This is a genomic window from Mycobacterium sp., from assembly GCF_035499775.1.
Classification (GTDB): domain Bacteria; phylum Actinomycetota; class Actinomycetes; order Mycobacteriales; family Mycobacteriaceae; genus Mycobacterium.
The window spans coordinates 1-22,876 of record NZ_DATJYB010000143.1 but is presented as its reverse complement, the minus strand read 5'-3'; the positions used below and the strand labels follow the sequence as shown (position 1 = coordinate 22,876).

The 22,876-nt window shown below is 67.0% G+C and carries 20 protein-coding genes, 1 tRNA gene and 2 pseudogenes; 12 read left to right on the top strand and 11 right to left on the bottom strand.

What is annotated here, in order from left to right; genetic code table 11:
- Window positions 1-13: 13 nt before the first annotated feature.
- A complete protein-coding gene (fadD8, locus tag VML93_RS09905) occupies window positions 14-1,615 on the bottom strand; it encodes a fatty-acid--CoA ligase FadD8 (protein WP_325610099.1) in 1,602 nt (533 codons plus the stop codon).
- Window positions 1,616-1,715: 100 nt separating this feature from the next.
- Between fadD8 and VML93_RS09900 the strand changes: the two genes are divergently transcribed.
- From VML93_RS09900 to VML93_RS09880, 4 genes and pseudogenes are all read left to right on the top strand, one after another.
- Window positions 1,716-3,320, top strand: coding sequence for an amidohydrolase (locus tag VML93_RS09900; protein ID WP_325610097.1), 1,605 nt, complete (start codon window positions 1,716-1,718; stop codon window positions 3,318-3,320).
- Window positions 3,320-4,279 (top strand): o-succinylbenzoate synthase, encoded by a 960-nt coding sequence (locus VML93_RS09895; RefSeq protein WP_325610096.1) that lies wholly within the window; start codon window positions 3,320-3,322, stop codon window positions 4,277-4,279. The genes VML93_RS09900 and VML93_RS09895 overlap by 1 nt, the downstream gene beginning before the upstream one ends.
- A gap of 15 nt (window positions 4,280-4,294) precedes the next feature.
- Window positions 4,295-5,038: pseudogene (locus VML93_RS09885) on the top strand (DJ-1/PfpI family protein).
- Window positions 5,035-5,823: an alpha/beta hydrolase gene (locus VML93_RS09880; protein WP_325610092.1), complete on the top strand. Its 789-nt coding sequence runs from the start codon at window positions 5,035-5,037 to the stop codon at window positions 5,821-5,823. Before VML93_RS09885 ends, VML93_RS09880 begins: the two are co-directional and overlap by 4 nt.
- A gap of 18 nt (window positions 5,824-5,841) precedes the next feature.
- Here VML93_RS09880 and VML93_RS09875 read toward each other — a convergent pair whose 3' ends face one another.
- Both VML93_RS09875 and VML93_RS09870 read right to left on the bottom strand, forming a co-directional pair.
- Window positions 5,842-6,348 carry a hypothetical protein gene (locus VML93_RS09875; protein ID WP_325610090.1) on the bottom strand — a complete coding sequence of 169 codons (507 nt, stop codon included), beginning with the start codon at window positions 6,346-6,348 and terminating at the stop codon, window positions 5,842-5,844.
- Window positions 6,345-7,798 (bottom strand): annotated as a pseudogene (locus VML93_RS09870) (serine/threonine-protein kinase). Before VML93_RS09870 ends, VML93_RS09875 begins: the two are co-directional and overlap by 4 nt.
- 71 nt (window positions 7,799-7,869) lie before the next feature.
- Between VML93_RS09870 and menD the strand changes: the two are divergent.
- The 3 genes from menD to VML93_RS09855 all read left to right on the top strand — a co-directional run bounded on the left by menD (window position 7,870) and on the right by VML93_RS09855 (window position 11,320).
- Window positions 7,870-9,528, top strand: a complete 1,659-nt coding sequence (gene menD / locus VML93_RS09865; RefSeq protein WP_325610088.1) for a 2-succinyl-5-enolpyruvyl-6-hydroxy-3-cyclohexene-1-carboxylic-acid synthase — start codon at window positions 7,870-7,872, stop codon at window positions 9,526-9,528.
- A gap of 7 nt (window positions 9,529-9,535) precedes the next feature.
- Window positions 9,536-10,048, top strand: a complete 513-nt coding sequence (locus tag VML93_RS09860) for a DUF3592 domain-containing protein (protein ID WP_325610087.1) — start codon at window positions 9,536-9,538, stop codon at window positions 10,046-10,048.
- Window positions 10,049-10,165: 117 nt separating this feature from the next.
- The gene (locus tag VML93_RS09855; protein ID WP_325610085.1) at window positions 10,166-11,320 is read left to right on the top strand and encodes a glycosyltransferase family 1 protein; all 1,155 of its coding nucleotides are present in this window, start codon (window positions 10,166-10,168) and stop codon (window positions 11,318-11,320) included.
- Between the two features lie 12 nt (window positions 11,321-11,332).
- On the opposite strand, the gene VML93_RS09850 is transcribed toward VML93_RS09855, so the two are convergent.
- Complete coding sequence (locus VML93_RS09850; protein WP_325610083.1) at window positions 11,333-12,157, bottom strand: SDR family oxidoreductase; 825 nt, start codon at window positions 12,155-12,157, stop codon at window positions 11,333-11,335.
- 64 nt (window positions 12,158-12,221) lie between these two features.
- Here VML93_RS09850 and VML93_RS09845 point away from each other — a divergent pair, with 64 nt between their 5' ends.
- On the top strand, window positions 12,222-12,914 hold the full coding sequence (locus VML93_RS09845; RefSeq protein ID WP_325610081.1) for a demethylmenaquinone methyltransferase: 693 nt from the start codon (window positions 12,222-12,224) through the stop codon (window positions 12,912-12,914).
- A 3-nt stretch (window positions 12,915-12,917) separates the two neighbouring features.
- Here the strand turns inward: VML93_RS09845 and VML93_RS09840 are convergent, their stop codons facing one another.
- From VML93_RS09840 to menJ, 3 genes are all read right to left on the bottom strand, one after another.
- Window positions 12,918-13,256 carry a DUF732 domain-containing protein gene (locus tag VML93_RS09840; RefSeq protein WP_325610079.1) on the bottom strand — a complete coding sequence of 113 codons (339 nt, stop codon included), beginning with the start codon at window positions 13,254-13,256 and terminating at the stop codon, window positions 12,918-12,920.
- Between the two features lie 24 nt (window positions 13,257-13,280).
- Complete coding sequence (locus VML93_RS09835; protein ID WP_325610077.1) at window positions 13,281-13,967, bottom strand: class I SAM-dependent methyltransferase; 687 nt, start codon at window positions 13,965-13,967, stop codon at window positions 13,281-13,283.
- Window positions 13,968-14,080: 113 nt separating this feature from the next.
- Window positions 14,081-15,307, bottom strand: a complete 1,227-nt coding sequence (menJ, locus tag VML93_RS09830) for a menaquinone reductase (protein ID WP_325610075.1) — start codon at window positions 15,305-15,307, stop codon at window positions 14,081-14,083.
- Between the two features lie 15 nt (window positions 15,308-15,322).
- Between menJ and grcC1 the strand changes: the two genes are divergently transcribed.
- Entirely contained in the window at window positions 15,323-16,330 is a 1,008-nt protein-coding gene (grcC1, locus tag VML93_RS09825) for a nonaprenyl/(2E,6E)-farnesyl/geranylgeranyl diphosphat synthase (RefSeq protein ID WP_325610073.1), read from the top strand.
- Between the two features lie 92 nt (window positions 16,331-16,422).
- Window positions 16,423-17,286, top strand: a complete 864-nt coding sequence (gene htpX / locus VML93_RS09820) for a zinc metalloprotease HtpX (RefSeq protein WP_325610072.1) — start codon at window positions 16,423-16,425, stop codon at window positions 17,284-17,286.
- A 10-nt stretch (window positions 17,287-17,296) separates the two neighbouring features.
- Here htpX and VML93_RS09815 read toward each other — a convergent pair whose 3' ends face one another.
- Window positions 17,297-17,707: a hypothetical protein gene (locus VML93_RS09815; RefSeq protein WP_325610070.1), complete on the bottom strand. Its 411-nt coding sequence runs from the start codon at window positions 17,705-17,707 to the stop codon at window positions 17,297-17,299.
- Window positions 17,708-17,912: 205 nt separating this feature from the next.
- Window positions 17,913-18,938 (bottom strand): NAD(P)H-dependent glycerol-3-phosphate dehydrogenase, encoded by a 1,026-nt coding sequence (locus tag VML93_RS09810; protein ID WP_325610068.1) that lies wholly within the window; start codon window positions 18,936-18,938, stop codon window positions 17,913-17,915.
- A 231-nt stretch (window positions 18,939-19,169) separates the two neighbouring features.
- Here VML93_RS09810 and VML93_RS09805 point away from each other — a divergent pair, with 231 nt between their 5' ends.
- Window positions 19,170-20,567, top strand: coding sequence for a trypsin-like peptidase domain-containing protein (locus VML93_RS09805; RefSeq protein ID WP_325610066.1), 1,398 nt, complete (start codon window positions 19,170-19,172; stop codon window positions 20,565-20,567).
- Between the two features lie 13 nt (window positions 20,568-20,580).
- Here VML93_RS09805 and VML93_RS09800 read toward each other — a convergent pair whose 3' ends face one another.
- Both VML93_RS09800 and VML93_RS09795 read right to left on the bottom strand, forming a co-directional pair.
- Window positions 20,581-22,092: an NAD(P)/FAD-dependent oxidoreductase gene (locus VML93_RS09800; RefSeq protein ID WP_325610065.1), complete on the bottom strand. Its 1,512-nt coding sequence runs from the start codon at window positions 22,090-22,092 to the stop codon at window positions 20,581-20,583.
- Window positions 22,093-22,231: 139 nt separating this feature from the next.
- A complete protein-coding gene (locus VML93_RS09795) occupies window positions 22,232-22,723 on the bottom strand; it encodes a YajQ family cyclic di-GMP-binding protein (RefSeq protein ID WP_325610120.1) in 492 nt (163 codons plus the stop codon).
- A gap of 68 nt (window positions 22,724-22,791) precedes the next feature.
- Here VML93_RS09795 and VML93_RS09790 point away from each other — a divergent pair.
- Window positions 22,792-22,875: transfer RNA gene (locus VML93_RS09790), tRNA-Tyr, on the top strand.
- Window position 22,876 lies beyond the last annotated feature (1 nt).

Sequence of the window (22,876 nt, the reverse complement as noted above, 5' to 3'; positions counted from 1 at the left end):
GAGCAGACGCAACCTAGCCGACGGCGCGGCCGACGCCCTCCCAGAACCGTGCCCGCACCGCCTTCTTGTCCGGCTTGCCGAGTCCGGTCAACGGCAACGCGTCGACCACCACCACCTGCTTGGGTGACTGCACCGAGCCCTTGCGTTCCTTGACCGCGGCCTGGATCTCGGCGGTCATCGCCTCAATCGCCCCATCGTCGCGCGCCGCCTCGGCGCGCAGTACCACCACCGCGGTGACGGCTTCGCCCCACTTCTCATCCGGTGCCCCGACCACGCACACCTGCGCGACGGCCGGATGCTCGGCGATGACGTCCTCGACCTCGCGCGGAAACACGTTGAACCCACCGGTCACGATCATGTCCTTGACCCGGTCGACGATGTAGTAGAAACCGTCCTCGTCCTCGCGGGCCATGTCGCCGGTGTGCAGCCAGCCGTCTTTGAAAGTCTTCGCGGTCTCGTCGGGCAGATTCCAGTATCCGCCGGCCAAAAGCGGTCCGCTGACACAGATTTCACCGGGCTCGCCCTGCGGTACCGGCTTACCGTCCTCGCCCAGCAGCGCGACCCGGGCGAACAGCGTCGGACGTCCGCACGAGGTCAACCGCTGCTCGTCGTGATCGCCCTTGGCCAGGTAGGTGATCGCCATCGGCGCCTCGGATTGCCCGTAGTACTGGGCGAAGATCGGTCCGAACCGCCGGATCGCCTCGGCCAGCCGAACCGGGTTCATCGCCGAGGCGCCGTAGTAGACGGTCTCCAGCGACGACAGGTCCCGGGTGTGCGAATCCGGGTGGTCCATCAGCGCGTAGAGCATCGACGGCACCAGCATGGTCGCTGTAATGCGTTGTTCTTCAATCACTCTCAGGACTTCGGCCGGGTCGAATTTGCCCAGCACCACCATCTCGCCGCCCTTGACCACGGTGGGCGTGAAAAACGCTGCGCCCGCGTGCGACAGCGGCGTGCACATCAAAAACCGCGGGTGCTCGGGCCATTCCCACTCGGCGAGCTGGATCTGCGTCATGGTGGCGATGTTTCCGGAGGTGCCGATCACGCCCTTGGGCTTGCCGGTGGTGCCGCCGGTATAGGTCAGGCCGCCGATGTGGTTGGGCGGCAGGTCGGCGACGGTCAACGGCTTCGGCTCGTACTTGGCCGCCTCGGCCGACACGTCGACCGCCACATCCGCCAACGCTTCCGGGACCGGCCCGATGGTCAGGATCTGCTTGAGCGAGTCCACCTTGTCCAGCAGTCCCAGCGCACGCTCGACGAACATCGGGTTGGGGTCGATGATCAGCGAGCTTGCCCCGGCATCGGAGAGCACGTAGGCGTGGTCGTCCAGCGAGCCGAGCGGGTGCAGGGCGGTCCGCCGATAGCCCTGGGTCTGGCTGGCGCCGAGGATCATCAGCACTTCGGGCCGGTTGAGCGACAGCAGACCGACCGTGACACCGGTGCCGGCGCCGAGCGCCTCGAACGCCTGCGTGTACTGGCTGATCCGCTCGGCGAGCTGGCCACCGGTCAGCGTGGTGTCGCCCAGGAAGAGCACCGGCCGGTTCTTATGGCGCTTGAGCGCGCCCACCAGCAGGTGTCCGTTGTGGGTCGGGTTGCGCAGCAGATCGTCCGTCATGTGGCAAGACTAGAACGTGTTGCAATTCGGGTCGGGCGCGCCCTCGACCACAAGGGTGGAAACCTGGGGCCCACACTCGGCGGCCTTGTAGGTTCGACCCATGGCGCAGGCTGATCTCGTTATCACCGGAACCGTGTTGACCGTCGACGAAAAGCGGCCCACCGCCGAGGCGCTCGCCGTCGCGGACGGCCGGATCATCGCCGTCGGCGACCGCTCCGACGTCGCGGAGCTGATCGGGCCGCACACCCAGACCATCGACCTGAGCGACGGTTGCGTGATGCCGGGATTCGTTGAGGCACATGGTCATCCGCTGATGGAAGCCATCGCGCTGTCGGACCGGATCGTCGACATCCGGCCGGTCACCATCCGCGACCCGGACGGCGTCGTGGCAGCGATCCGCCGCGAAGCGGCCACCAGGGGACCGGCCGGCGCCTACCTCAACGGGTGGGACGCTCTGCTACAGCCCGGCCTTCCGCAACCCACGCTGACCTGGCTCGACGACATCGCGCCCGACGGGCCATTGGTGATCATCCACAACTCCGGTCACAAGGGCTACTTCAACTCGCGCGCCGCCGAGCTCAACGGCTTGACCCGTGACACTGCAGACCCCAAGGGCGCCAAGTACGGCCGCGACGCCGACGGCGAACTCGACGGCACTGCCGAGGAAATCGGCGCCGTCTTCCCACTGCTGGGCGGTGCCATCCAGCCCGGCCACTATCCGGACATGCTGCGCGCCGAGTGCGCCCGGCTCAACCGCGCGGGCCTGACGACCTGTTCGGAGATGGCCTTCGATCCGAATTTCGGTCCGTTGGTCGAGCAGCTGCACAACGACCTGACCGTGCGGCTGCGCACCTACGAGGTCTCCAACGCGCAGATGTCGACCAATGCCAGACCCGGCCAGGGCGACGACATGGTGCGCCAGGTCGGCATCAAGATCTGGGTGGACGGCTCACCGTGGATCGGCAACATCGCGTTGTCCTTCCCGTACCTGGACACCGCGGCCACCCGCAGGGCCGGCATCCAGCCCGGCTCCTGCGGCTGCGCCAACTACACCGCCGAACAGCTGACCGAAATCGTGCACGCCTATCTGCCGTTGGGCTGGCAGATGGCCTGTCATGTGCAGGGCGACGCCGGCGTGGACACCATCCTCGACGTCTACGAAGAGGCGCTGCGGCAACACCCGCGCGAAGACCACCGGCTGCGGCTGGAGCACGTTGGCGCCATCCGGCCCGAGCAGCTGCAAAGAGCCGCCGCGCTCGGCGTCACGTGCAGCATTTTCGTCGACCAGATCCATTACTGGGGTGACGTCATCGTCGACGGATTGTTCGGGCCCGAACGTGGATCCCGTTGGATGCCAGCGGGATCCGCGGTGGCCACCGGCATGCGCATCTCGCTGCACAACGACCCGCCGGTCACCCCCGAGGAGCCGCTGCGCAACATCAGCGTGGCCGCGACGCGTACCGCACCCAGTGGGCGGGTGCTGGCGCCGGAGGAGCGACTGACCGTCGAGCAGGCGATCCGCGCGCAGACCATCGACGCCGCCTGGCAGCTGTTCGCCGACGACATCATCGGCTCGCTCGAGGTCGGCAAGTACGCGGACCTGGTGGTGCTCTCGGCCGATCCGCGCAGCGTGCCGCCCGAGCAGATCGCCGATCTGCAGGTGCGTGCGACCTACCTGGCGGGGCGCCAGGTCTATCGCCAGTGATGCCCGCGCTGCCCGACCTGCTGGACCGCCTGCATGTGGTGGCGCTGCCGATGCGGGTGCGGTTCCGCGGCATCACCACCCGCGAAGTCGCGCTGATCGACGGCCCCGCCGGGTGGGGGGAGTTCGGGGCGTTCATTGAATACGGGCCGCCCGAGGCCGCGCACTGGCTGGCGTCCGGAATCGAGGCCGCCTATCACCAGCCACCGCCGCCGCGCCGCGACCGGATCCCGATCAACGCCACGGTGCCCGCCGTCGCCGCCGCCCAGGTGCCCGAGGTGCTCGCCCGGTTTCCCGGCGCCTCCACCGCCAAGGTGAAGGTCGCCGAGCCGGGACAAACACTGGCCGACGACGTTGACCGGGTGAACGCGGTGCGGGAATTGGTTCCGACCGTCCGAGTCGACGCCAACGGCGGCTGGAGCATCGAGGAGGCAGTCGAAGCCGCAGCAGCCCTGACCGCCGACGGTCCGCTGGAGTACCTCGAACAACCTTGCGCGACGGTGCCCGAGCTCGCCGAGCTGCGCGGCCGGATCGACGTGCCGATCGCCGCCGACGAAAGCATCCGCAAGGCCGACGATCCACTGGCCGTGGTCCGCGCCCGGGCCGCCGACATCGCGGTGCTGAAAGTCGCTCCGCTGGGCGGGGTTTCGGCCCTGCTCGACATCGCTGCACAGATCGACATCCCGGTGGTGGTGTCCAGCGCGCTCGATTCGGCCGTCGGCATCAGCCATGGGCTGAGCGCCGCGGCGGCCCTGCCGGAGCTCAGGCATGCGTGCGGGCTGGGCACCGGCGGGTTGTTCGTCGAAGACGTCGTCGAGGCGGCGATTCCCGTCGACGGTTTCCTGGCGGTGGCGCCGGCAACGCCCGACCCGGCGCGACTGCACGCACTGGCCGCACCGGCGCAGCGGCGGCAATGGTGGATCGACCGGGTCAAGACCTGCTACCAGTTGCTGGGCTCCTAGACCTAGAGTTCGTTTATGCAAATCGCGATCGTGCTGTATCCCGGCTTCACCGCACTGGATTTCATCGGACCCTTACGAGGTGTTGCGCTGGTTGCCGAAAGCTGAAGTGCGTTTCGTCTGGCACCAGTCGGGCCCCATCACGGCCGAATGTATGCGTTGCGCCGACGACGAGCACCCCGGAGTCCGGCCGAAACACCTTCGCCCGACGTGATTTTGGTGCCGGGTGGGATGACGACGATGCAGCACGGCCGCGACGAGGAGCTGCTCGACTGGGTGCGTCAGGCCCATCAGACGTCGACCTGGACGGCGTCGGTGTGCTCCGGCTCGATCGTCCTGGCCGCTGCCGGGCTGTTGGACGGTAAGCGCGCCACATCGCATTGGGCGGCGCTGTCCGCGTTGAAAATTCTTGGTGCCATACCCGTCGGTGACGAAGGGATCGTCCAGGCAGGAGATCGCATCGTGACCGGTGCCGGTGTGTCGGCGGGCATCGATCTGGCGTTGTGGTTGGCCGGGCAGATCGGCGGTGCAGAACGCGCGAAAGCCATCCAATTGTCTATGGAGTACGACCCGCGGCCGCCGTTCGACTCCGGGCACATGTCCAAGGCGTCCGCGAAGTGCAAGGCGGCCGCCACCGCCCTGATGGCCCGGGACCTGGCGAAACCGGCTGAGCTCAAGGCCGCCACGTTGTTGGCCTGGGATCGGGCCCTGAGCGGTGTCCGCTCGCGCCGCAGGCGCAGGCTTGTACCCTCCATCAAGTGATCAACCTGGCTTACGAAGACAAAGGAACCGGCGAACCGGTGGTGTTCATCGCCGGCCGCGGCGGTCCGGGGCGCACCTGGCAACCGCATCAGGTCCCGGCGTTCCAGGCGGCGGGATACCGCTGCATCACCTTCGACAACCGCGGCGTCGGCGCCACCGAGAACGCCGAGGGTTTCACCACGCAGACCATGGTCGCTGACACGGCCGCGCTGATCGAATCCCTGAACGCCGCACCGGCGCGCATCGTCGGGGTGTCGATGGGCTCGTTCATCGCCCAGGAACTCATGGTGGTCCGGCCCGACCTGGTCAGCGCGGCGGTGCTGATGGCCACCCGCGGCCGCCTGGACCGCACCAGGCAGTTCTTCCGCGACGCCGAGGCCGAACTCTACGACGGCGGCACCCTGCTGCCACCCAAATACGATGCGAGATCTCGCCTGCTGGAAAGCTTTTCGCGCAAGACGCTGAACGATGACGTCGTCGTCGGCGACTGGATCGCGATGTTCAACATGTGGCCGATCAAGCCCACACCGGGACTGCGCTGCCAGCTGGATGTCTCGCCATCGACCAACCGGTTGCCGGCCTACCGCAACATCGCCGCGCCGGTGCTGGTGATCGGCTTCGCCGACGACGTGGTGACGCCGCCCTACCTGGGCCGGGAAGTCGCCGACGCCATGCCCAACGGCCGCTACCTGCAGATCCCCGACACGGGCCACCTGGGGTTCATGGAGCGACCGCAGACCGTCAACTCCGCGGCATTGCAGTTCTTCGCCGGGGTCAAGGCCTGAGGCAGGAAGCCGGGCCGCTCACACCGGAATGAATTTGCTGATCAGCCAGGTTCCGTTCACCTTGGTCATGCCCACTCGCACCGAACTCGCGGCACTTGTTGGTGCGGGCTGGTCTCTGGTGGTCGTCGACTGATCGACGAAGACGAGGATCACCGCTGCGTCACTGGTCAAGGATTCCACCCCGGCCCGTGCGACGGTCGCGGTGGATTTCAACGCCTTCTGCTGGGCCGTAGGCCTGACTACCTCGTTGGTGAATTGCTGGTAGTACGTCTTGAAGTCGCCGGTGAGCATCGCGCTGGCGGCATCGAAGTCTCGATCGAGAGTGTCGTACGAATAGCTCATGACTTTGGCGGTTCCGGTGCTGGCGGCCTGGGTCGCTGCCCGGCCGGCGGCGGGTTGTTCGACCACCGGTGGCGGTTGCCGGCTCTTGATCTGCAGCTGCCAGGCGCCCACCGACGCCGCGGCCAGCGTCCCGATAGCCAACACGACGACCAGCAGCCACCAAGCCACGCGCCTCGCTGTCATGGCACGAAGTCCAGTTTGGACACTTTGTAGTCGTCGCCGATTTTCTCGACTTGCACCGCCAACCGCCACGATCGTGGCTCCTGTGCCGCGCCGGCGTTGTCGGTGATCTTCGATGTCGCGGCGACGAGGACGTGGGCAGTGCTGCCGTTGATCGAGTCCAGGGCCGCGGCGTTGACTGTTCCCTGGGTCGTGACCTTCGACTCCACGACCACCTTTCTGAAGTCGGAGCTCCTGTTTGCGAAGTCGTCGTGGAATTGGCCGGTCGATCCATCGAGGAGGCGCTGGACGTCGCTCTCGGCGGATTGTGCGCTGAGGCTGGTCAGCCACACAGTGAACTGCTTGCCGTAGGCGACGTAAGGCTCCCATCGCGGCGCCAGCGTTGATGGCGTCGGGGCGGGCCGCAACAGCTGCGGGACGGCGAAGCCGACGGCGCCGACCAGCAGCACCAGCAAGAGCAACGGCACCAGCACCGTCAGGGCCCGACGCGATTTCGGGGGAGGGCCGGCAGCCGGGTACGGATACGGCATCGGCATCGGATACGGAGGCGGCAAAGGCGCCGGATGCTGGGGCGGTGGCCAAGGCGCGACCGGCTGGATCGGAGGCTCGAGTCGCGGCGTGGTGGCCAGCGCCTCACCCAGCGCCCGCGCGAAGTCGAGGCAGCGTGGATAGCGGGCGGCGGGGTCCTTCGCCAGGGCCTTCGACAACATCTGGCCCAGCCGCGCCAACTCCGGACGATGCTCGGCCAGCGGCGGGGGAGGTGCGTTGAGGTGCTTGCTGATCACCACCGCTGCGTTGGAATGCTGAAATGGAGGTGTGCCGGCCAACAGGTGAAAAGCCGTGGCGGCCAACGCGTATTGATCCGCCCGCCCGTCTATCGCCTCGCCCATCAGTGCTCGGGCGCCGCGTAGGCGAGCGAGCCGACCGTCATGTTGGTCGCCGTCAGACCGCTGATGTCGTCAGCCTGCCGGGCAATACCGAAGTCGGCCAGCAGGATTCGTCGTCGTTCCGCGTCGGATGTGGTCAGCAGGATGTTGGCCGGTTTGACGTCGCGGTGCACCAGGTTGCGTTGGTGGGCGTAGTCGAGCGCGTCGGCGACGGCAGTGACGATCTCGAGCACGTCGGGTTCGGGCAAGCGGTTGGCTTCGCGGACCGCGCGGGCGGCGTCGGTGCCGTCGACGTAGTCCATGGTGATCCACAGCTGGCCGTCGAACTCGCCGCGATCGTGCAGGCCGACGATATTGGGATGCCACAAGCCGGCGGCCAGGTCGGCTTCCCGGTTGAAGCGCTGCCGGTAGTCGGCGTCGTCGGTCAACGACGCGGGCAGGATTTTCAGCGCGTCCAGCCGCGGCAGCCGCGGATGTTGGGCCAGGTAGACCTCGCCCATCCCACCGGAACCGAGCTGACGCGCAATGGTGTAACCAGCGAATACGGCACCGTTCTCCAGCGGCATGCAGCGAATCCTACTGAGCGCCGCGTCGTGCGTGCCGCATCCGTTTTGCCCGGTTATGACACCCTGTAGTGGTGAACCCCTCGACGACACAGGCCCGCGTCGTCGTTGACGAGCTGATCCGCGGGGGCGTCCGTGACGTGGTGCTGTGCCCCGGCTCGCGGAACGCGCCGTTGGCATTCGCCCTGCAAGACGCGGACCGGGCCGGCCGGCTGAGGCTGCACGTCCGCATCGACGAACGCACGGCGGGCTACCTGGCGATCGGGCTGGCGATCGGCGAAGGCGCGCCGGTCTGTGTCGCGATGACGTCGGGCACCGCCGTAGCCAACCTCGGCCCGGCGGTGGTCGAGGCCAACTACGCCCGGGTGCCGCTGATCGTGCTGTCGGCCAACCGGCCCTATGAATTGCTCGGTACCGGCGCCAACCAGACCATGGAGCAGCTGGGCTACTTCGGCACGCAGGTCAGGGCCACCATCAGCCTGGGCCTGGCCGAGGATGCGCCCGACCAGGTGGATTCGTTCAATGCGACCTGGCGGTCGGCCACCTGCCGGGTCCTGGCGGCCGCCACCGGTGCCCGCACCGCCAACGCCGGCCCGGTGCACTTCGACATCCCGCTGCGCGAACCGCTGGTGCCGGATCCCGAGCCGCACGGCGCCGTGACCCCGCCGGGCCGGCCCGGCGGTAGGCCCTGGACCTACACCCCGCCGGTCACCTTCGACCAGCCGCTGGATATCGACTTGTCGGCCGACACCGTCGTCATCGCGGGGCACGGCGCGGGCGTGCAGCCCAACCTGGCCGAACTGCCCACGGTTGCCGAGCCGACGGCCCCATCACCACCCGGTGGCGCGAACCCGCTGCACCCGCTGGCGCTGTCGCTGCTGCGCCCCAAGCAGGTGATCATGCTGGGCCGCCCGACCCTGCACCGTCCGGTATCGACGCTGCTGGCCGATCCGAAGGTGCCGGTATACGCCTTGACCACCGGGCCGCGCTGGCCGGACGTCTCGGGCAATTCACAGGCCACCGGCACGCGGGCGGTCATCACCGGGACGCCGAATCCGGCGTGGCTGCGTCGTTGCGCGGAGATGAACCGGCACGCCGTCACGGCGGTCCGCGAGCAGCTCGCGGCACACCCGCTGACCACCGGCCTGCACGTCGCGGCGGCGGTGGCCGACGCGCTTCGGCCCGGTGATCAGCTGGTGCTCGGGGCGTCCAACCCGGTCCGCGATGCGGCGCTGGTAGGCCTGTCGATCGACGGCATCCAGGTGCGGTCCAATCGGGGTGTCGCCGGCATCGACGGGACCGTGTCCACCGCGATCGGGGCCGCGCTGGCCCACGAGCGGATGGGCAGCCCCGGCAACCCGGCGCGCACTGTCGCACTGATCGGCGACCTGACGTTCGTCCACGACAGTTCCGGGCTGCTGATCGGCCCCACCGAACCGATTCCGGCGCACCTGACGATCGTGGTCTCCAACGACAACGGCGGCGGCATCTTCGAACTGCTCGAGCAGGGTGACCCGAGGTTCTCCGACGTGTCGTCGCGGGTCTTCGGCACCCCGCACGACGTCGACGTGGGTGCGTTGTGCCGTGCCTACCATGTGGACTGCCGCCAGATCGAGGTCGACGAATTGGACGCGGCCCTGAACGAGCCCGGTACCGGCATGCGGGTGCTGGAAGTCAAGGCCGATCGGTCCTCGCTGCGCGGGCTGCACGCCGCCATCAAAGCGGCGTTGTGAGCAGCCCGTGGTAGCGCCAAAAAAGGTGCTGCACATCCTGATCCACGGGCGCACCGATGAGCCGCCGAAGACCCGGGCGCGGATTGTGCTGCGGTGGCTGCGGATCGCGGTTTTGATCATCACGGGTCTGGTCACCCTGCAGTCGGTGCTGCTGGTGGCCGGCGCCTGGCGCAACGACCTGGCGATTCAACGCAATATGGGTGTGGCGCAAGCAGAAGTGCTCAGCGCCGGGCCGCGGCGCTCCACCATCGAGTTCGTCACTCCCGAACGCGTCACCTATCGCCCCGAACTCGGCGTGCTCTACCCGTCCGAATTAGCCACGGGAATGCGGATTTACGTCGAATACAACAAGAACGATCCGAACCTGGTCCGGGTGCAGCACCGCAACGCCGGACTGGCCATCATCCCGGCGGGGTCCATCGCCGTGGTGTGCTGGGTGGCCGCAGCGATTGCGCTGATCACCCTGGCCGCCTTGGACAAACGGCTGGACCGACGCGCCGAGGCCGCCGAGCATGGGTGACATGGACCACAAAGTGCGTGCATATCCCATATGTTCGCTGCGCCCCTAAAGCAGATTTTCGCGTCCCGTATGCACGTCGGCAACCTTGTCGACAGCTCTCGCTGCCACTGTGGTGGCGTGCGCGTTGCGATCGTCGCGGAGTCTTTCCTCCCGAATGTCAACGGCGTCAGCAACTCAGTGTTGCGAATACTCGAGCATCTGCGTCGAACCGGTGACGAAGCTCTCGTCATCGCGCCCGACAACCCGCCGGGTGAACCTCGCGCCGAGCGAATCCACGACGGCATCCGAGTACATCGCGTACCGGCCCGGATGTTCCCGAAGGTGACCACGTTGCCGCTGGGGGTACCCACCCCGCGAATGGTCAGTGTGCTGCGCGGATTCGATCCCGACGTGGTACACCTGGCCTCGCCGGCGCTGCTCGGCTACGGCGGGGTGCGCGCGGCTCGCCGGCTGGGAGTGCCGACCGTGGCCGTTTACCAAACCGACGTACCGGGTTTCGCGGCGAGCTATGGCATCCCGATGACCGCGCGGGCGGCGTGGGCGTGGTTCCGCCACTTGCACACGCTGGCCGACCGCACCCTGGCCCCGTCCAGCGTCACAATGGAATCCCTTATCGCGCATAGGATTCCACGAGTTCATAAATGGGCGCGTGGGGTCGACCTGCTTCGCTATGCGCCGTCGGCGCGGGACGAGGCGCTCAGACGGCGCTGGTCGCCGCAGGGCAAGCCGATCGTTGGCTTCGTGGGCCGGCTCGCGCCGGAGAAGCATGCCGAGCGGCTGGCCGTGCTGGCCGCTCACGACGCGGTGCAACTCGTCATCGTCGGCGACGGCGTCGACCGCGATAAGCTGCAATCAGCAATGCCCACAGCGGTTTTCACGGGTGCGCTGTACGGCGACGAACTCGCCGCAGCGTACGCCAGCATGGACGTCTTGGTGCACACCGGTGAGCATGAGACGTTCTGTCAAGTCGTGCAGGAAGCGCTGGCGTCGGGGCTGCCGGTGATCGCCCCCGACGCCGGCGGCCCACGTGATCTCATCACGCCGCGCCGCACCGGATTGTTGTTGGCCGTAAACGAATTCGAGGCGCGGCTGCCTGCCGCGGTAGACCACTTGGTCGCCGAACGGCACCGCTACGGACCCGCCGCCCGGCGCAGCGTGCTGGGCCGCAGCTGGCCGGTCATCTGCGACGAGCTGCTCGGCCATTACGAAGCGGTCATGTCCCCGGCCGCGGTGGCTCGTCTGCCGTTGAAGCGATACGCGCAGGGGGAGTAGCGCTTTCGCGGGCTATCCCTGCGCCAGCTCGGCGACCGACTGCCACTGCTCCCAGTTGCGCAGCCGGCTCTCGTAGTCGGCTTTGGCCAGCTGCAACGGCAATACTCCGAAGAACACCCGCAACGGCGGCTCTTGGGCATCCACCACTTTGAGTAGTGCGGCCGCTGACGCGTTCGGATCACCTTGGTAGGCAGCGCGCTTGCCGCGTTCGGCATCGACGGCGGCGTGCACTTCCTGGTAGGCCGGCAGCCGTTCGGCGCGGTTGGCCGACGGACCCGACCAGTCGGTGTCGAAGCCGCCCGGCTCGATCAGCGTGACGTGCACCCCGAACGGTGCGACCTCCTGGGCCAGCGACTGGGAGAAGCCCTCCAGCGCCCACTTCGACGCGTGGTACAAGCCGAGGTTGGGGAACGCCGTGATCCCACCGATCGAGGACACCTGGATGATGTGCCCGCTGCGCTGCTCGCGTAGGTACGGCAACGCGGCCTGGGTGATCCACAGCGCGCCAAACACGTTGGTCTCCAACTGATCACGGGCCGCCTTCTCGGAAAGCTCCTCGATGAACCCGAATTCAGCGTAACCCGCGTTGTTCACCACGACGTCCAGGCGCCCGAAATGGTCGTGGGCTTGCTTGACCGCCGCGAAGTCCGCGTCTCGGTCGGTGACGTCCAATTGGATAGGCAGTAGCGCGTCGCCGTATTTCTCGACCAGGTCGTCCAGCGTGGCGGTATTGCGCGCCGTGGCGGCGACCTTGTCGCCGCGTTCCAGCGCGGCGATCGTCCATTCGCGCCCGAATCCGCGCGAGGTACCCGTGATAAACCAAACTTTTTCGTTCACGCCTGGTTGCAACGCATCCGTCGGCGCCGAATTCCCGTTCGCGGCGTCGGGTAGCGTCTGCATCGTGAGTCGCGCGGCGCTGGACAAGGACCCCCGGGACGTTGCGTCGATGTTCGACGGCGTCGCCGGGCGCTATGACCTGACCAACACCGTGCTGTCGCTGGGGCAGGACCGGTACTGGCGGCAAGCGACCCGGGCGGCGCTGCGGATCGGACCCGGCGAAAAGGTGCTGGACCTGGCCGCCGGCACCGCGGTGTCCACGGTGGAGCTGAACAAGTCCGGGGCGTGGTGTGTGGCCGCCGATTTCTCGGTCGGGATGCTTGCCGCAGGCCACGCGCGCAAGGTACCCAAGGTCGCCGGTGACGCCACCCGCCTGCCGTTCGGCGACGGCGTATTCGACGCGGTCACAATCAGTTTCGGGTTGCGCAACGTGGCCGACTTCCCGGCCGCCCTGCGTGAAATGGCTCGCGTCACCCGGCCCGGCGGCCGGTTGGTGGTGTGCGAGTTCTCAACACCCACCAATAGGCTGTTCGCGGTCGCCTACAAGGAATATCTGATGCAGGCGCTGCCCCGGGTGGCGCGAGCGGTGTCAAGCAACCCCGAGGCGTATGTCTACCTGGCGGAGTCCATCAGGGCGTGGCCCGACCAGGCGGCGCTGGCGCAGCAGATTTCGCGGGCCGGGTGGTCGGCGGTGCGCTGGCGCAATCTGACCGGCGGCATCGTGGCGCTGCACGCCGGATACAAACCGCCGCGGTGAGGCTTAGCTGTGGCCGATGCTCTGCAGCGCGTTCACATGCGCGGGACAGTAGTGGTCGATCGCAGCGCCCAGGAATTGGAACGCCTGGCCCTGGGTGGTGTGCAGCGCCAGGTTGTGCTGAATGAACGTGGCCGACTTGTAGGCGTCGGTGTCCACGCCCCTGTCCATCCGCTCGCAGCTGATCTTGGCCAGCCAGGCGTTGTAGTCCTGCGGACCGTAGATGCCGTAGGTGTGGAGTTGTGCGTTGAACGGGGCGTCGTAGTCGTCAGCCTGCGCCGGCGCGGCCAGTGCGATCGCAGCGGCCGCCGAGGCGCCGATGGTAGCCAGCCTCATGCCTTTCATTAGCTGGACTATACACCTAAGAGATCAGCCCAGGTGAGCCGAGAGCAGCCAGGCGCTGACCGACTTGCGGCCGTCCGGCTCGTCGCGAACATGCGTGAAGGGTGAGCCGGGCGAATTAAGCGGGACCTGGGCGTAGATGCGGGCCGGCCGGATTTCATCGATGACCCAGTACTTGGAGACCGCCTCGCGCAGCTCTTCCTCGGTGACCGCGAACGGCGGACCCTCGGGAATGTCGGCCTTGTCGAAGACGAGCACGAAGTAGCGCGCGCCCGGAGCCGCGGCACGCACGATCGACTGCTGGTAGCCCTCGCGCAACTCGACCGGCATCGAGTGGAACAACGTGCTGTCCACGATGGTGCCGAACCGGCCGGCCGAGCCGTCCGGGTAAGTGCTGAAATCGCTGATGTCGGCCACCGCGAAGCTGGAGTTGGTCACGCCCCGCCGCTCGGCCTCGCGCTTGGCCAGCTCGATGGCCGTCGGCGCTGCATCCAGACCAACCGTGGTGTGCCCACGCTCGGCCAGCGCCAACGAGATGGCGCCCTCGCCGCAGCCCGCGTCAAGGACGTCGCCGTGGAATTTGCCCTGTTCGATCAGGGCGGCGAGCTCAGGCTGTGGTTCGCCGAGGCTCCAGGGCGGTCGGATGCCCTCGCCGAGTCGGGTGGATTCGCCACGATAGACCGATTCAAACTCGAATTCCGTTGGTACAGTCATGCCTCCAGATATATCAACGCACCTGATATATGTCAACCAGCCTGATATGGCCGACCAGACGCAAAAGCACCCGACGCCGGGGCTGCAGGTGCTTTTTCGTCTGCTCGCGCAACTTAACTGAACGGTGGACGCCGGTCGATCAGTCGTGACGCCCGGCCGCCGCCGCGCCACACCCGGGCCACCCAGTCGACGTCGTCGTCGGTGACCAGGTTGGCCATCACCCGCACGGCGATGGCCATCAGCCGGGTGGAGCGCATCGCGATGGGTCCGGTCGCGGGCAGGAACCGCTGGAAGGTCAGCAGCAACGCCAGCCGGCGCGCCACCGAGAAACCGTGGGCGTAGTGCTCGGTCAGCAGCGACGGCCAGACCCGCGACAGGTCGCGCGAGTCCAGCAGCTCGGCGGCCAGCCGTCCGGTCTCCAGCCCGTAGTCGATGCCCTCGCCGTTGAGCGGGTTGACGCAGGCCGCGGCGTCGCCGATCAGCATCCAGTTCGGCCCGGCCACCCCGGACACCGCGCCGCCCATCGGCAGCAGCGCCGACGACACCGCCCGCGGCGGGCCTTCGAAGCCCCACTCGTCGCGGCGCAGATCGGTGTAGTAGGAGATCAGCGGCCGCAGCGACAGGTCGGCTGGTCGTTTGGTCGTCGACAGTGCTCCGACGCCGATGTTCACCTCGCCGTTGCCCAGCGGGAAGATCCAGCCGTAGCCGGGCAGCACGGCGCCATCGGGGGAGCGCAACTCCAGATGTGACGTCAGCCACGGGTCATCGGCGAGCGGGGTGGCCAGATACCCTCGAGCAGCGACGCCGTACACGGTCTCCTGATGCCAGCGCCGGCCCAGTTTGCGGCTCAGCGACGATCGGGCGCCGTCGGCGACGATCAGCTGGCGGCAGCCCACCTCGATGCCGTCGGCCAACGTCAGCGAAACCGCACGCCGAGACGAGTCATGGTGTACCGCAACGGCTTTAGTTCCGAGTAGCATGCGAGCCCCGGAGTCCTCGGCGACTTTACGGATCCGGTCGTCCAGCTCGAGGCGGGCCACCGCGCTGCTGTACGACGGGAACGACGGACCGGGCCACTCGATTTCGACCTCGCCGCCGAATCCGCTCATCCGCAAGCCCCGATGCCGGATGTGGCCGTTCAGCCAGTCGCCCAGTCCCAGCCGTTCCAGCTCGGCGACCGCGCGCGGTGTCAGCCCGTCGCCGCAGGCCTTGTCGCGGGGAAAGCTGGCCGAATCGATGACCAGCACGTCGCGGCCGGCCCGGGCAGCCCAGGCGGCGGCCGCCGACCCGGCCGGGCCGGCGCCCACGACCACCACGTCGGCACTCGTTTGCACGCTCACCAGTATGTTGGTCGGGTGAAGACTCCGGCGACGGTGGTGGCGGGCGTTGACTTCGGCGACGCCGTATTCGCCGCTTCCGTGCGTGACGGGGTGGCCCGGATCGAGCAGCTCATGGACACCGAGCTGCGCAGCGCCGACGAGGTGATGGTCGATTCGTTGCTGCACCTGTTTAAGGCCGGCGGCAAACGGTTCCGGCCGTTGTTCACCGTGCTGTCCGCGCAGACCGGGCCCAATCCGGACGCCGGGGAGGTGACGCTCGCCGGGGCGGTCGTCGAGATGATCCACCTGGCGACGCTGTATCACGACGACGTGATGGACGAGGCGGAAGTTCGCCGGGGTGCACCGACGGCCAACGTGCGCTGGGGCAACAACGTCGCCATCCTGGCCGGCGACTACCTGTTGGCGACGTCGTCGCGGCTGGTGTCGCAGCTGGGACCGGAGGCGGTGCGGATCGTCGCCGACACCTTCGCCCAGCTGGTGACGGGGCAGATGCGGGAGACCCGCGGCGTGGCGGACGGGGTGGATTCGGTCGATCACTACCTGAAGGTGGTCTACGAGAAGACGGCCTGCCTGATCGCCGCGGCCGGCAAGTTCGGCGGCATGTTCTCCGGTGCCGACGACGAGCAGGTCGAGCGGCTGAGCCGGCTCGGCGGCTTCGTGGGCACGGCGTTCCAGATTTCCGACGACATCATCGACATCGACAGCGACTCCGACGCATCGGGCAAGGTGCCCGGCACCGACGTGCGGGAAGGCGTGCACACGCTGCCGATGCTGTATGCGCTGGCCGAAACGGGCCCCGACGGCGAGCGGCTGCGCTCGCTGCTGGCCGGCCCGGTCGACGACGACGCCGAGGTGCTCGAGGCGCTGACGCTGCTGCGGGCGTCGCCAGGGATGGCCAAGGCCAAAGACGTGCTGGCCGAGTATGCGGCCCGAGCGCGCCATGAGCTGGCCTTGTTGCCCGACGTCCCCGGCCGGCATGCGCTGGAGGCGCTGGTGGAGTACACGGTCAGCCGACACGGCTAGGCAGCCGCGGATTGCGGAACCTCAACGGTCATCCCGGGCGTTGGACTAGCTGTAATGCGAAAAACCCCAGGTGTTCGTAGGAGGACACACCGATGACCTGGCATCGCCATGCCAACGGGCTGAAGACCTTCGTCCTGTTGGCCGGTATGTCCGCGATGATCGTGTTCGTCGGCCGGTTGTTCGGCCCGACGATGATGTGGCTGGCGGTGCTGTTCGCCGTCGGCATGAACGTCTACGTCTACTTCAACAGCGACAAGCTGGCGTTGCGGGCGATGCACGCGCAGCCGGTCTCCGAGCTGCAGCAACCGGTCATGTACCGCATCGTGCGCGAGCTGGCCACCACAGCGCGCCAGCCGATGCCGAGGTTGTACATCAGCGACACGAATGCGCCAAACGCGTTCGCCACCGGCCGCAACCCGCGCAACGCCGCGGTGTGCTGCACCACAGGCATCCTGCAGATTCTCGACGAGCATGAGTTGCGCGCCGTGCTGGGCCACGAGTTGTCGCACGTCTACAACCGCGACATCCTCATCTCGTGTGTGGCCGGAGCGCTGGCCGGGGTGATCACCGCGCTGGCCAACATGGCCGTGTTCCTCGGCTTCATGGGCAGCGACCGCGAGGAGGAGGCCAGTCCCTTTGCGCTGCTGTTGATTTCGTTGCTGGGCCCGATTGCGGCGACGATAGTACGGCTGGCGGTGTCACGATCCCGGGAGTACCAGGCCGACGAGTCGGGCGCGGTGCTGACGGGCGATCCGCTTGCATTGGCGTCGGCGCTGCGCAAGATCTCCGGCGGCGTGCAGCTGGCCCCGTTGCCGCCCGAGCCGCAGCTGGCCAGCCAGGCGCACCTGATGATCGCCAACCCGTTCCGCGCGGGCGAGCGTCTGGGATCGATGTTCGCGACCCACCCGCCGATCGAGGACCGCATCCGCCGCCTGGAGGCGATGGCGCGCGGTTAGCAGCCCCCGACTACAGCCCGGGCAAGCAGGCCGGGAAGTAGCACGGCTGACCAGGGCCCTGGGCCTTCGCGGTCAGGCTCGCCAGGTTGGCGAGTGATGGCAACAGGATCAGATCGACCCCCGCCTTTTGATCTTTGGGCATATTGCGCGTCGAGAAATCCAGATTGGTCAGGAGATCCTGTATGTGCTTTAGCCGCTGATTTCGCTCCTGCGGGGAGAGGTTGTTCCAGGATGCGTCCAGGTCGCCGATCTCGCTCCGTATCTCCTCGGCGTCGGATTGCGGGCTCAGGCTGAGGGTCGGCCGCAGCGGATAGAAGTGGCTTGACGCCGGTTGCGCGGTGACCTCGGCCTGCGCGGGACTGGCCGTCAGCAGCGCGCCGGCTACCAGTCCGGCCACCGCCATTGATGTTGTGATTCTCATTTCGGGTTTCTTTCCGGCGAACGGAGCCGGGACGGCTACCAAGCCGCCGCCCATTCACGACTATTCGCCATCGCCAAACGCGCGCAACGCGTTTCAGGGAGTCGGTGGTATTCCTGTTGTGTTTTCTGCTGTTTTTTGGCCGCCACAAACAGGATGCTCGCCGCCGCTTGCGGAATTCTTGCGTTCAGCCAGGCGGCACACAGCCTTAGAACCCAGGGCCGTGCACCTCGTGGCCGGGGACTTCGGCGATCAACCCCTCGTAGGCTTGCTCGACGGTCGAGCCGTGGTTGATCACCGCGTCCACCTCGCGGGCGATCGGCATGTTCAGCCCGAACTCGTCGGCGAATTCCATGATCACGCTGGCGGCTTTGACGCCCTCGGCGACCTGGTTCATCGATGCGATGATCTCGTCGATCGGCTTGCCCGCGCCGAGTTGCTCGCCGACGTGGCGGTTGCGGCTGCGCTGGCTGGTGCAGGTGACGATGAGGTCGCCCAGGCCGGCCAGTCCGGGGAACGTCTCTGACTTACCGCCGGTCGCTACGCCCAGCTTCGTCATCTCGCGCAGTGCGCGGGCGATGATCAGTGCGCGCGTGTTCTCGCCGATGCCCATCGAGTAACCCATCCCGACCGAGATGGCGAAGACGTTCTTGAGCGCCCCGGCCATCTCGACCCCGACGACGTCGTCGGTGGTGTACACGCGGAAGCGCCGGGTGCGGAACAGCGTCGACAACCGGGTGGACAGATGCTGGTCGGGCATCGCCAGCACCGCCGCGGCGGCGTAGCCCTCGGCCACCTCGCGGGCGATGTTCGGCCCGGCCAGGATGCCCGCCGGATGTCCGGGCAGCACCTCCTCGATGATCTGCGACATCCGCATGTTGGTGCCCTGCTCGAGCCCCTTGACCAGTGAGACCACCGGCACCCAGGGCCGCAGTTCCTTGCTCAGCTCGGTGAGCACGCCGCGGAATCCGTGCGAGGGCACGCCCATCACCACGACGTCGGCGCAATTGGCGGCCTCGGCGAAGTCGGTGGTGGCGCGCAGGGTGTCGCTCAGGATGACGTCATTGCCGAGGTACCGGGAGTTGCGGTGGTTTTCGTTGATGTCCTTGGCCGTCGCCTGGGAGCGCACCCACTGCAGCGTCGGTCCGCGGCGGGCGCAGATCGACGCCACCGTGGTTCCCCAGGAACCACCACCAAGGACAACGACTTTGGGTTCGCGCTTCTCAGCTGCCATGTAGATCAGCGTATTGCCGATGCTCGCGGTTTAGGAAGGTGTTCACAAACCGCGGGCGATAGCCGCTGACATCGCAACCAAGTTACCTCCGAATATGGGACTTCTGTCCCTACACCAGCCCGCCATGTTGCCGGAAGGTTGAAGGTGCTGTGTGCAAGAGAGGAAATCATGGTCCGACGAGCGAGCCCGCGGGGGAAGACGTCCCTATCGGGGTTTCGCCAGGCGTTTTTGATGGTCGCGTCGGTCACTCTGACGTTGTTGACCGCGTCGCCGGGCACCGCGTTGGCTGACGGCGGTCGCCCGGGCGCCAACCCTGCGCAGGAGGCGGCGGCCACCATCCGGCCGGCCGTGATGTTCGTGGTGGCCCAGGCATCCGGCCAAGTTCGATTGCCCGGCGGTCAGATCCTGTCCCAATTCGGTGAGGGCTTGAACCTTCCGTTCTCTGCCGTCTGGAGCTGCACCGGTTTCGTCGTCCATCCCGACGGTTGGGTGGCGACGGCGGGTCACTGCGCCGATCCCGCGAGCGCAAAGGAGCAGCTACTCAATACCGCGGCACCCGAATATCGGGCTCAGTTTCCGGACGCGCCGGAGTCCCGCGACCCCGCGGCTGCATTGGCGTGGCTCAAGCAGAACGCACGGGTGGAAGGCGACACTCCCGACCACAGCCCGGCAGTCAACCTGATGGTGATGTACGGCACCGGAACGAAGCTAGCCGCCAAGATGCTCGCGACTGTCGTGGATTTCCGGCCCACCGATAAGGGCGACGTGGCCCTGCTGAAAGTGGAAAAGCACAATATGCCGTCGTCGCTACTCGCCACCGACGCCGAAGTCGCCATCGGGACACCGATTCTCGCGGTCGGGTTCCCGCAGTCCACCGGACTGGTCACCGATCCGACGCTGGACCCGACGAACAAGAGCGGCACGGTCAGCAAGAAGTCGACCAGGAAGTCTGTTCCCGAGTATGAAATCGACGCCCCGGTCTCAGACGGCATGAGCGGCGGCCCCACCATCGCGCTCGACGGCAAAGTGATCGGCGTGAACAGCTTCGGCCCCACCGGCGAACCGCAGGCGTTCAACTTCATCGCACCCGCGGATGGCCTGGCCGTGCTGCTGGCAGCCAAGGGCATCAAGGCGACGCTCGGACCCGCCGACGTGTCCTACCGCAAGGGGCTGCGCCAGTATTACTCCGGCCACTACAGCGACGCGATCGTCGAGTTCGACCGGACGTTGGCGATGTCACCCGACTATCCAGGGCTGGCCGATCTGCGGACAAGCGCGGTCAACCTGCGGCAACAATACGGCGATGCAAGCACTTTCGGCCGCACCGGACTGATTTGGTACCTCGCGGGCGGCATCATTCTCGTTATTGCCGTCGCTGCGGGTTTCACCTTGTTGGTGCTGAGGATGCAGCCTTCCTCCCCCGGGGCGACCGTCGCCGATGCGATGGGGGCGGTTGGCGACAAGGAGTCCTCAGCGGCGAAAGCCACCGTCGAACGCGTCCGGTTGCAGGCGGTGCCACAGGCGGCCACCGAACCGCATTTCTGTGCGAACTGCGGGGCGGAACACCATCCCGCGGAGCGGTTTTGCCCGAACTGCGGGCACAAGGTTCTCGTCGGCGAATCCGCTTGACAGGGAATCCGGCTTACCCCGCTGCATGCGCCCGGTCGCGAACGCGGCCGAATACCATTGCCTCCTCGATGCGATCGAACCGGTAGTCGATGGCGTCGGCGAAGTAGTTCTGTCGCACGTTCCACGGCCGTTTGGTGCCCGACTTGGGCAGCGCGTGCAGCGACCGTTTCACGTAGTTGGCCTGAATGTCCCAGGACGGCTTTTCCATCATGGAATCGTCGCCGAGGTGTGGATAGGCGTGGGTGTAGCCGTGAGACGCCATGTGCGCCAGCAGCTTTGCCGTGGCCCGGGCGGTGATGTCGGCGCGCAGTGTCCAGGATGCGTTGGTGTAGCCCACGCACCAGAACAGGTTGGGCACGTCGTCGAGCATGTGCGCCTTGTAGACGAAGCGGTCGCAGGGATTGACCTGCGTGCCGTCCAGGCTGATCGTGACGCCGCCGAGCGCCTGCAGTTGCAGTCCGGTGGCGGTGACGATGATGTCGGCCTCGAGGTGTTCGCCGGACTCGAGCGCGATACCGGTGGCGTCGAAATGGTCGATGCGGTCGGTGACCATTGCCGCGCGGCCTTCGGCGATCGCGGCGTACAGGTCGGCGTCGGGAACCAGGCACATCCGCTGGTCCCACGGGTTGTACCGCGGTTTGAAGTGTGTGTCGACGTCGTAGCCGTCGGGCAGATTGTTGACTGCCACCCGGCGCAGCTGCCACTTCACGAACCCCGGTGTCTTGCGGGACAAGATCCAGATCACTGCCTCGGTCAGTGCGTAGTACAACCGCATGGCCAAGTGGGATACCCTCCGCGGCACCACTTTGCGAAGGACAGGAGTCAACCTGCTGAACTTGGACGCCGACAAGATGTAGGTCGGCGAGCGCTGCAGCATGGTCACCTTTTCGGCCCGGTCTGTCAGCGACGGGATCAGCGTGATCGCGGTGGCCCCGCTGCCGATCACCACGATGTTCTTGCCGGTGTAGTCCAGGTCCTGCGGCCAGTGCTGTGGATGTACGACGGTGCCGCCGAACCGCTCGAGGCCGGGGAAGTCAGGGGTGTAGCCCTCGTCGTAGTTGTAGTAGCCGCTGCCGAAGAACAGGAACCGGGTGCGGTAGCGCTTGGGGGTGCCGTTTTCCTCGACGGTCACCGTCCAGGTGTCGGTGGCCGAGTCCCAGTCCGCCGAGCGGACGTAGTTGTCGAACCGGATGTGGCGGTCGATGCCGTACTTGCGTGCGGTGTCGACGAGGTACTCGCGGATGTGGTCGCCGTCGGCGACGCTCTCCCTACCGGACCAGGGCTCGTACGGGAAGGACAGCGTGAAGATGCTGCTGTCGGAGCGCACGCCGGGGTACCGGAACAGGTCCCAGGTGCCGCCGATCCGACCGCGCCGCTCCAGAATGGCGTAGCTCAGGTGCGGGTTGCGCTCGGTGATCCGGTAGGCCGCGCCGATGCCTGAGATGCCCGCGCCGACGATCACGACGTCGAGATAGTCGGTTTCGGCCGGATTGTGCTCGGCGGCTTCTTGGTTGGTCACGGTCATCGACGAACCTCGCTTGATTTTTGGGATTCTCCCCAGGGTAGGCACCCACCGGTTGGTCGGGCCACATCGAGCGTGCGGCCAGCCGCACGCTGGGCGCCGAACGTGCGTCCAGCCGCACGCTCGACGCGGGTCGCGACCCCTAGCGGTAGTTCACGAACTGCAGCGCGACGTCCAGGTCGGCCTTCTTCAGCATCGCGATGACGGCCTGCAGGTCGTCGCGCTTTTTGCTGGTCACGCGGACCTCGTCGCCCTGGATCTGCGTCTTGACCGTCTTGGGTCCGTCGTCGCGGATGAGCTTGGTGATCTTCTTCGCGTTCTCGCTGCTGATGCCCTGCTTGAGGGTCCCGGTGACCCTGTAGGTCTTGCCGGAGGCCTGCGGCTCGCCGGCGTCGAACGCCTTCAGCGAGATGTCCCGGCGAATCAGCTTCTCCTTGAAGACGTCGACGGCGGCCTTGACACGCTCTTCGGTGGACGACGTGAGCTCGATGGCGTCGTCGCCCTTCCACGCGATCTTGGTTTCGGTGCCGCGGAAGTCAAAGCGCGTCGCCAGCTCCTTAGCGGCCTGGTTGAGTGCGTTGTCGACCTCCTGGCGGTCGATCTTGCTGACGACGTCGAACGATGAATCCGCCATGCGATCCGCCCCTTCCTCCGGGATATCCGTTTGTGCTCTGTCTACCCGCTCGTTGTAACCTGCTAGGCGGCAGGTTGCCCGAGCGGCCAATGGGAGCGGACTGTAAATCCGTCGCGAAAGCTTCACAGGTTCGAATCCTGTACCTGCCACCAC

What these genes read in the sequence shown, in the direction of transcription:
- VML93_RS09810 (WP_325610068.1), bottom strand. Translation starts at nt 18,938, where the DNA reads ATGGCAGCTGAGAAGCGCGAACCCAAAGTCGTTGTCCTTGGTGGTGGT.
- VML93_RS09795 (WP_325610120.1), bottom strand. Translation starts at nt 22,723, where the DNA reads ATGGCGGATTCATCGTTCGACGTCGTCAGCAAGATCGACCGCCAGGAG.
- VML93_RS09840 (WP_325610079.1), bottom strand. Translation starts at nt 13,256, where the DNA reads ATGAAAGGCATGAGGCTGGCTACCATCGGCGCCTCGGCGGCCGCTGCG.
- VML93_RS09895 (WP_325610096.1), top strand. Translation starts at nt 3,320, where the DNA reads ATGCCCGCGCTGCCCGACCTGCTGGACCGCCTGCATGTGGTGGCGCTG.
- VML93_RS09815 (WP_325610070.1), bottom strand. Translation starts at nt 17,707, where the DNA reads ATGAGAATCACAACATCAATGGCGGTGGCCGGACTGGTAGCCGGCGCG.
- VML93_RS09875 (WP_325610090.1), bottom strand. Translation starts at nt 6,348, where the DNA reads ATGACAGCGAGGCGCGTGGCTTGGTGGCTGCTGGTCGTCGTGTTGGCT.
- VML93_RS09805 (WP_325610066.1), top strand. Translation starts at nt 19,170, where the DNA reads ATGGTCGCGTCGGTCACTCTGACGTTGTTGACCGCGTCGCCGGGCACC.
- VML93_RS09835 (WP_325610077.1), bottom strand. Translation starts at nt 13,967, where the DNA reads ATGACTGTACCAACGGAATTCGAGTTTGAATCGGTCTATCGTGGCGAA.
- VML93_RS09800 (WP_325610065.1), bottom strand. Translation starts at nt 22,092, where the DNA reads ATGACCGTGACCAACCAAGAAGCCGCCGAGCACAATCCGGCCGAAACC.
- VML93_RS09900 (WP_325610097.1), top strand. Translation starts at nt 1,716, where the DNA reads ATGGCGCAGGCTGATCTCGTTATCACCGGAACCGTGTTGACCGTCGAC.
- htpX (WP_325610072.1), top strand. Translation starts at nt 16,423, where the DNA reads ATGACCTGGCATCGCCATGCCAACGGGCTGAAGACCTTCGTCCTGTTG.
- fadD8 (WP_325610099.1), bottom strand. Translation starts at nt 1,615, where the DNA reads ATGACGGACGATCTGCTGCGCAACCCGACCCACAACGGACACCTGCTG.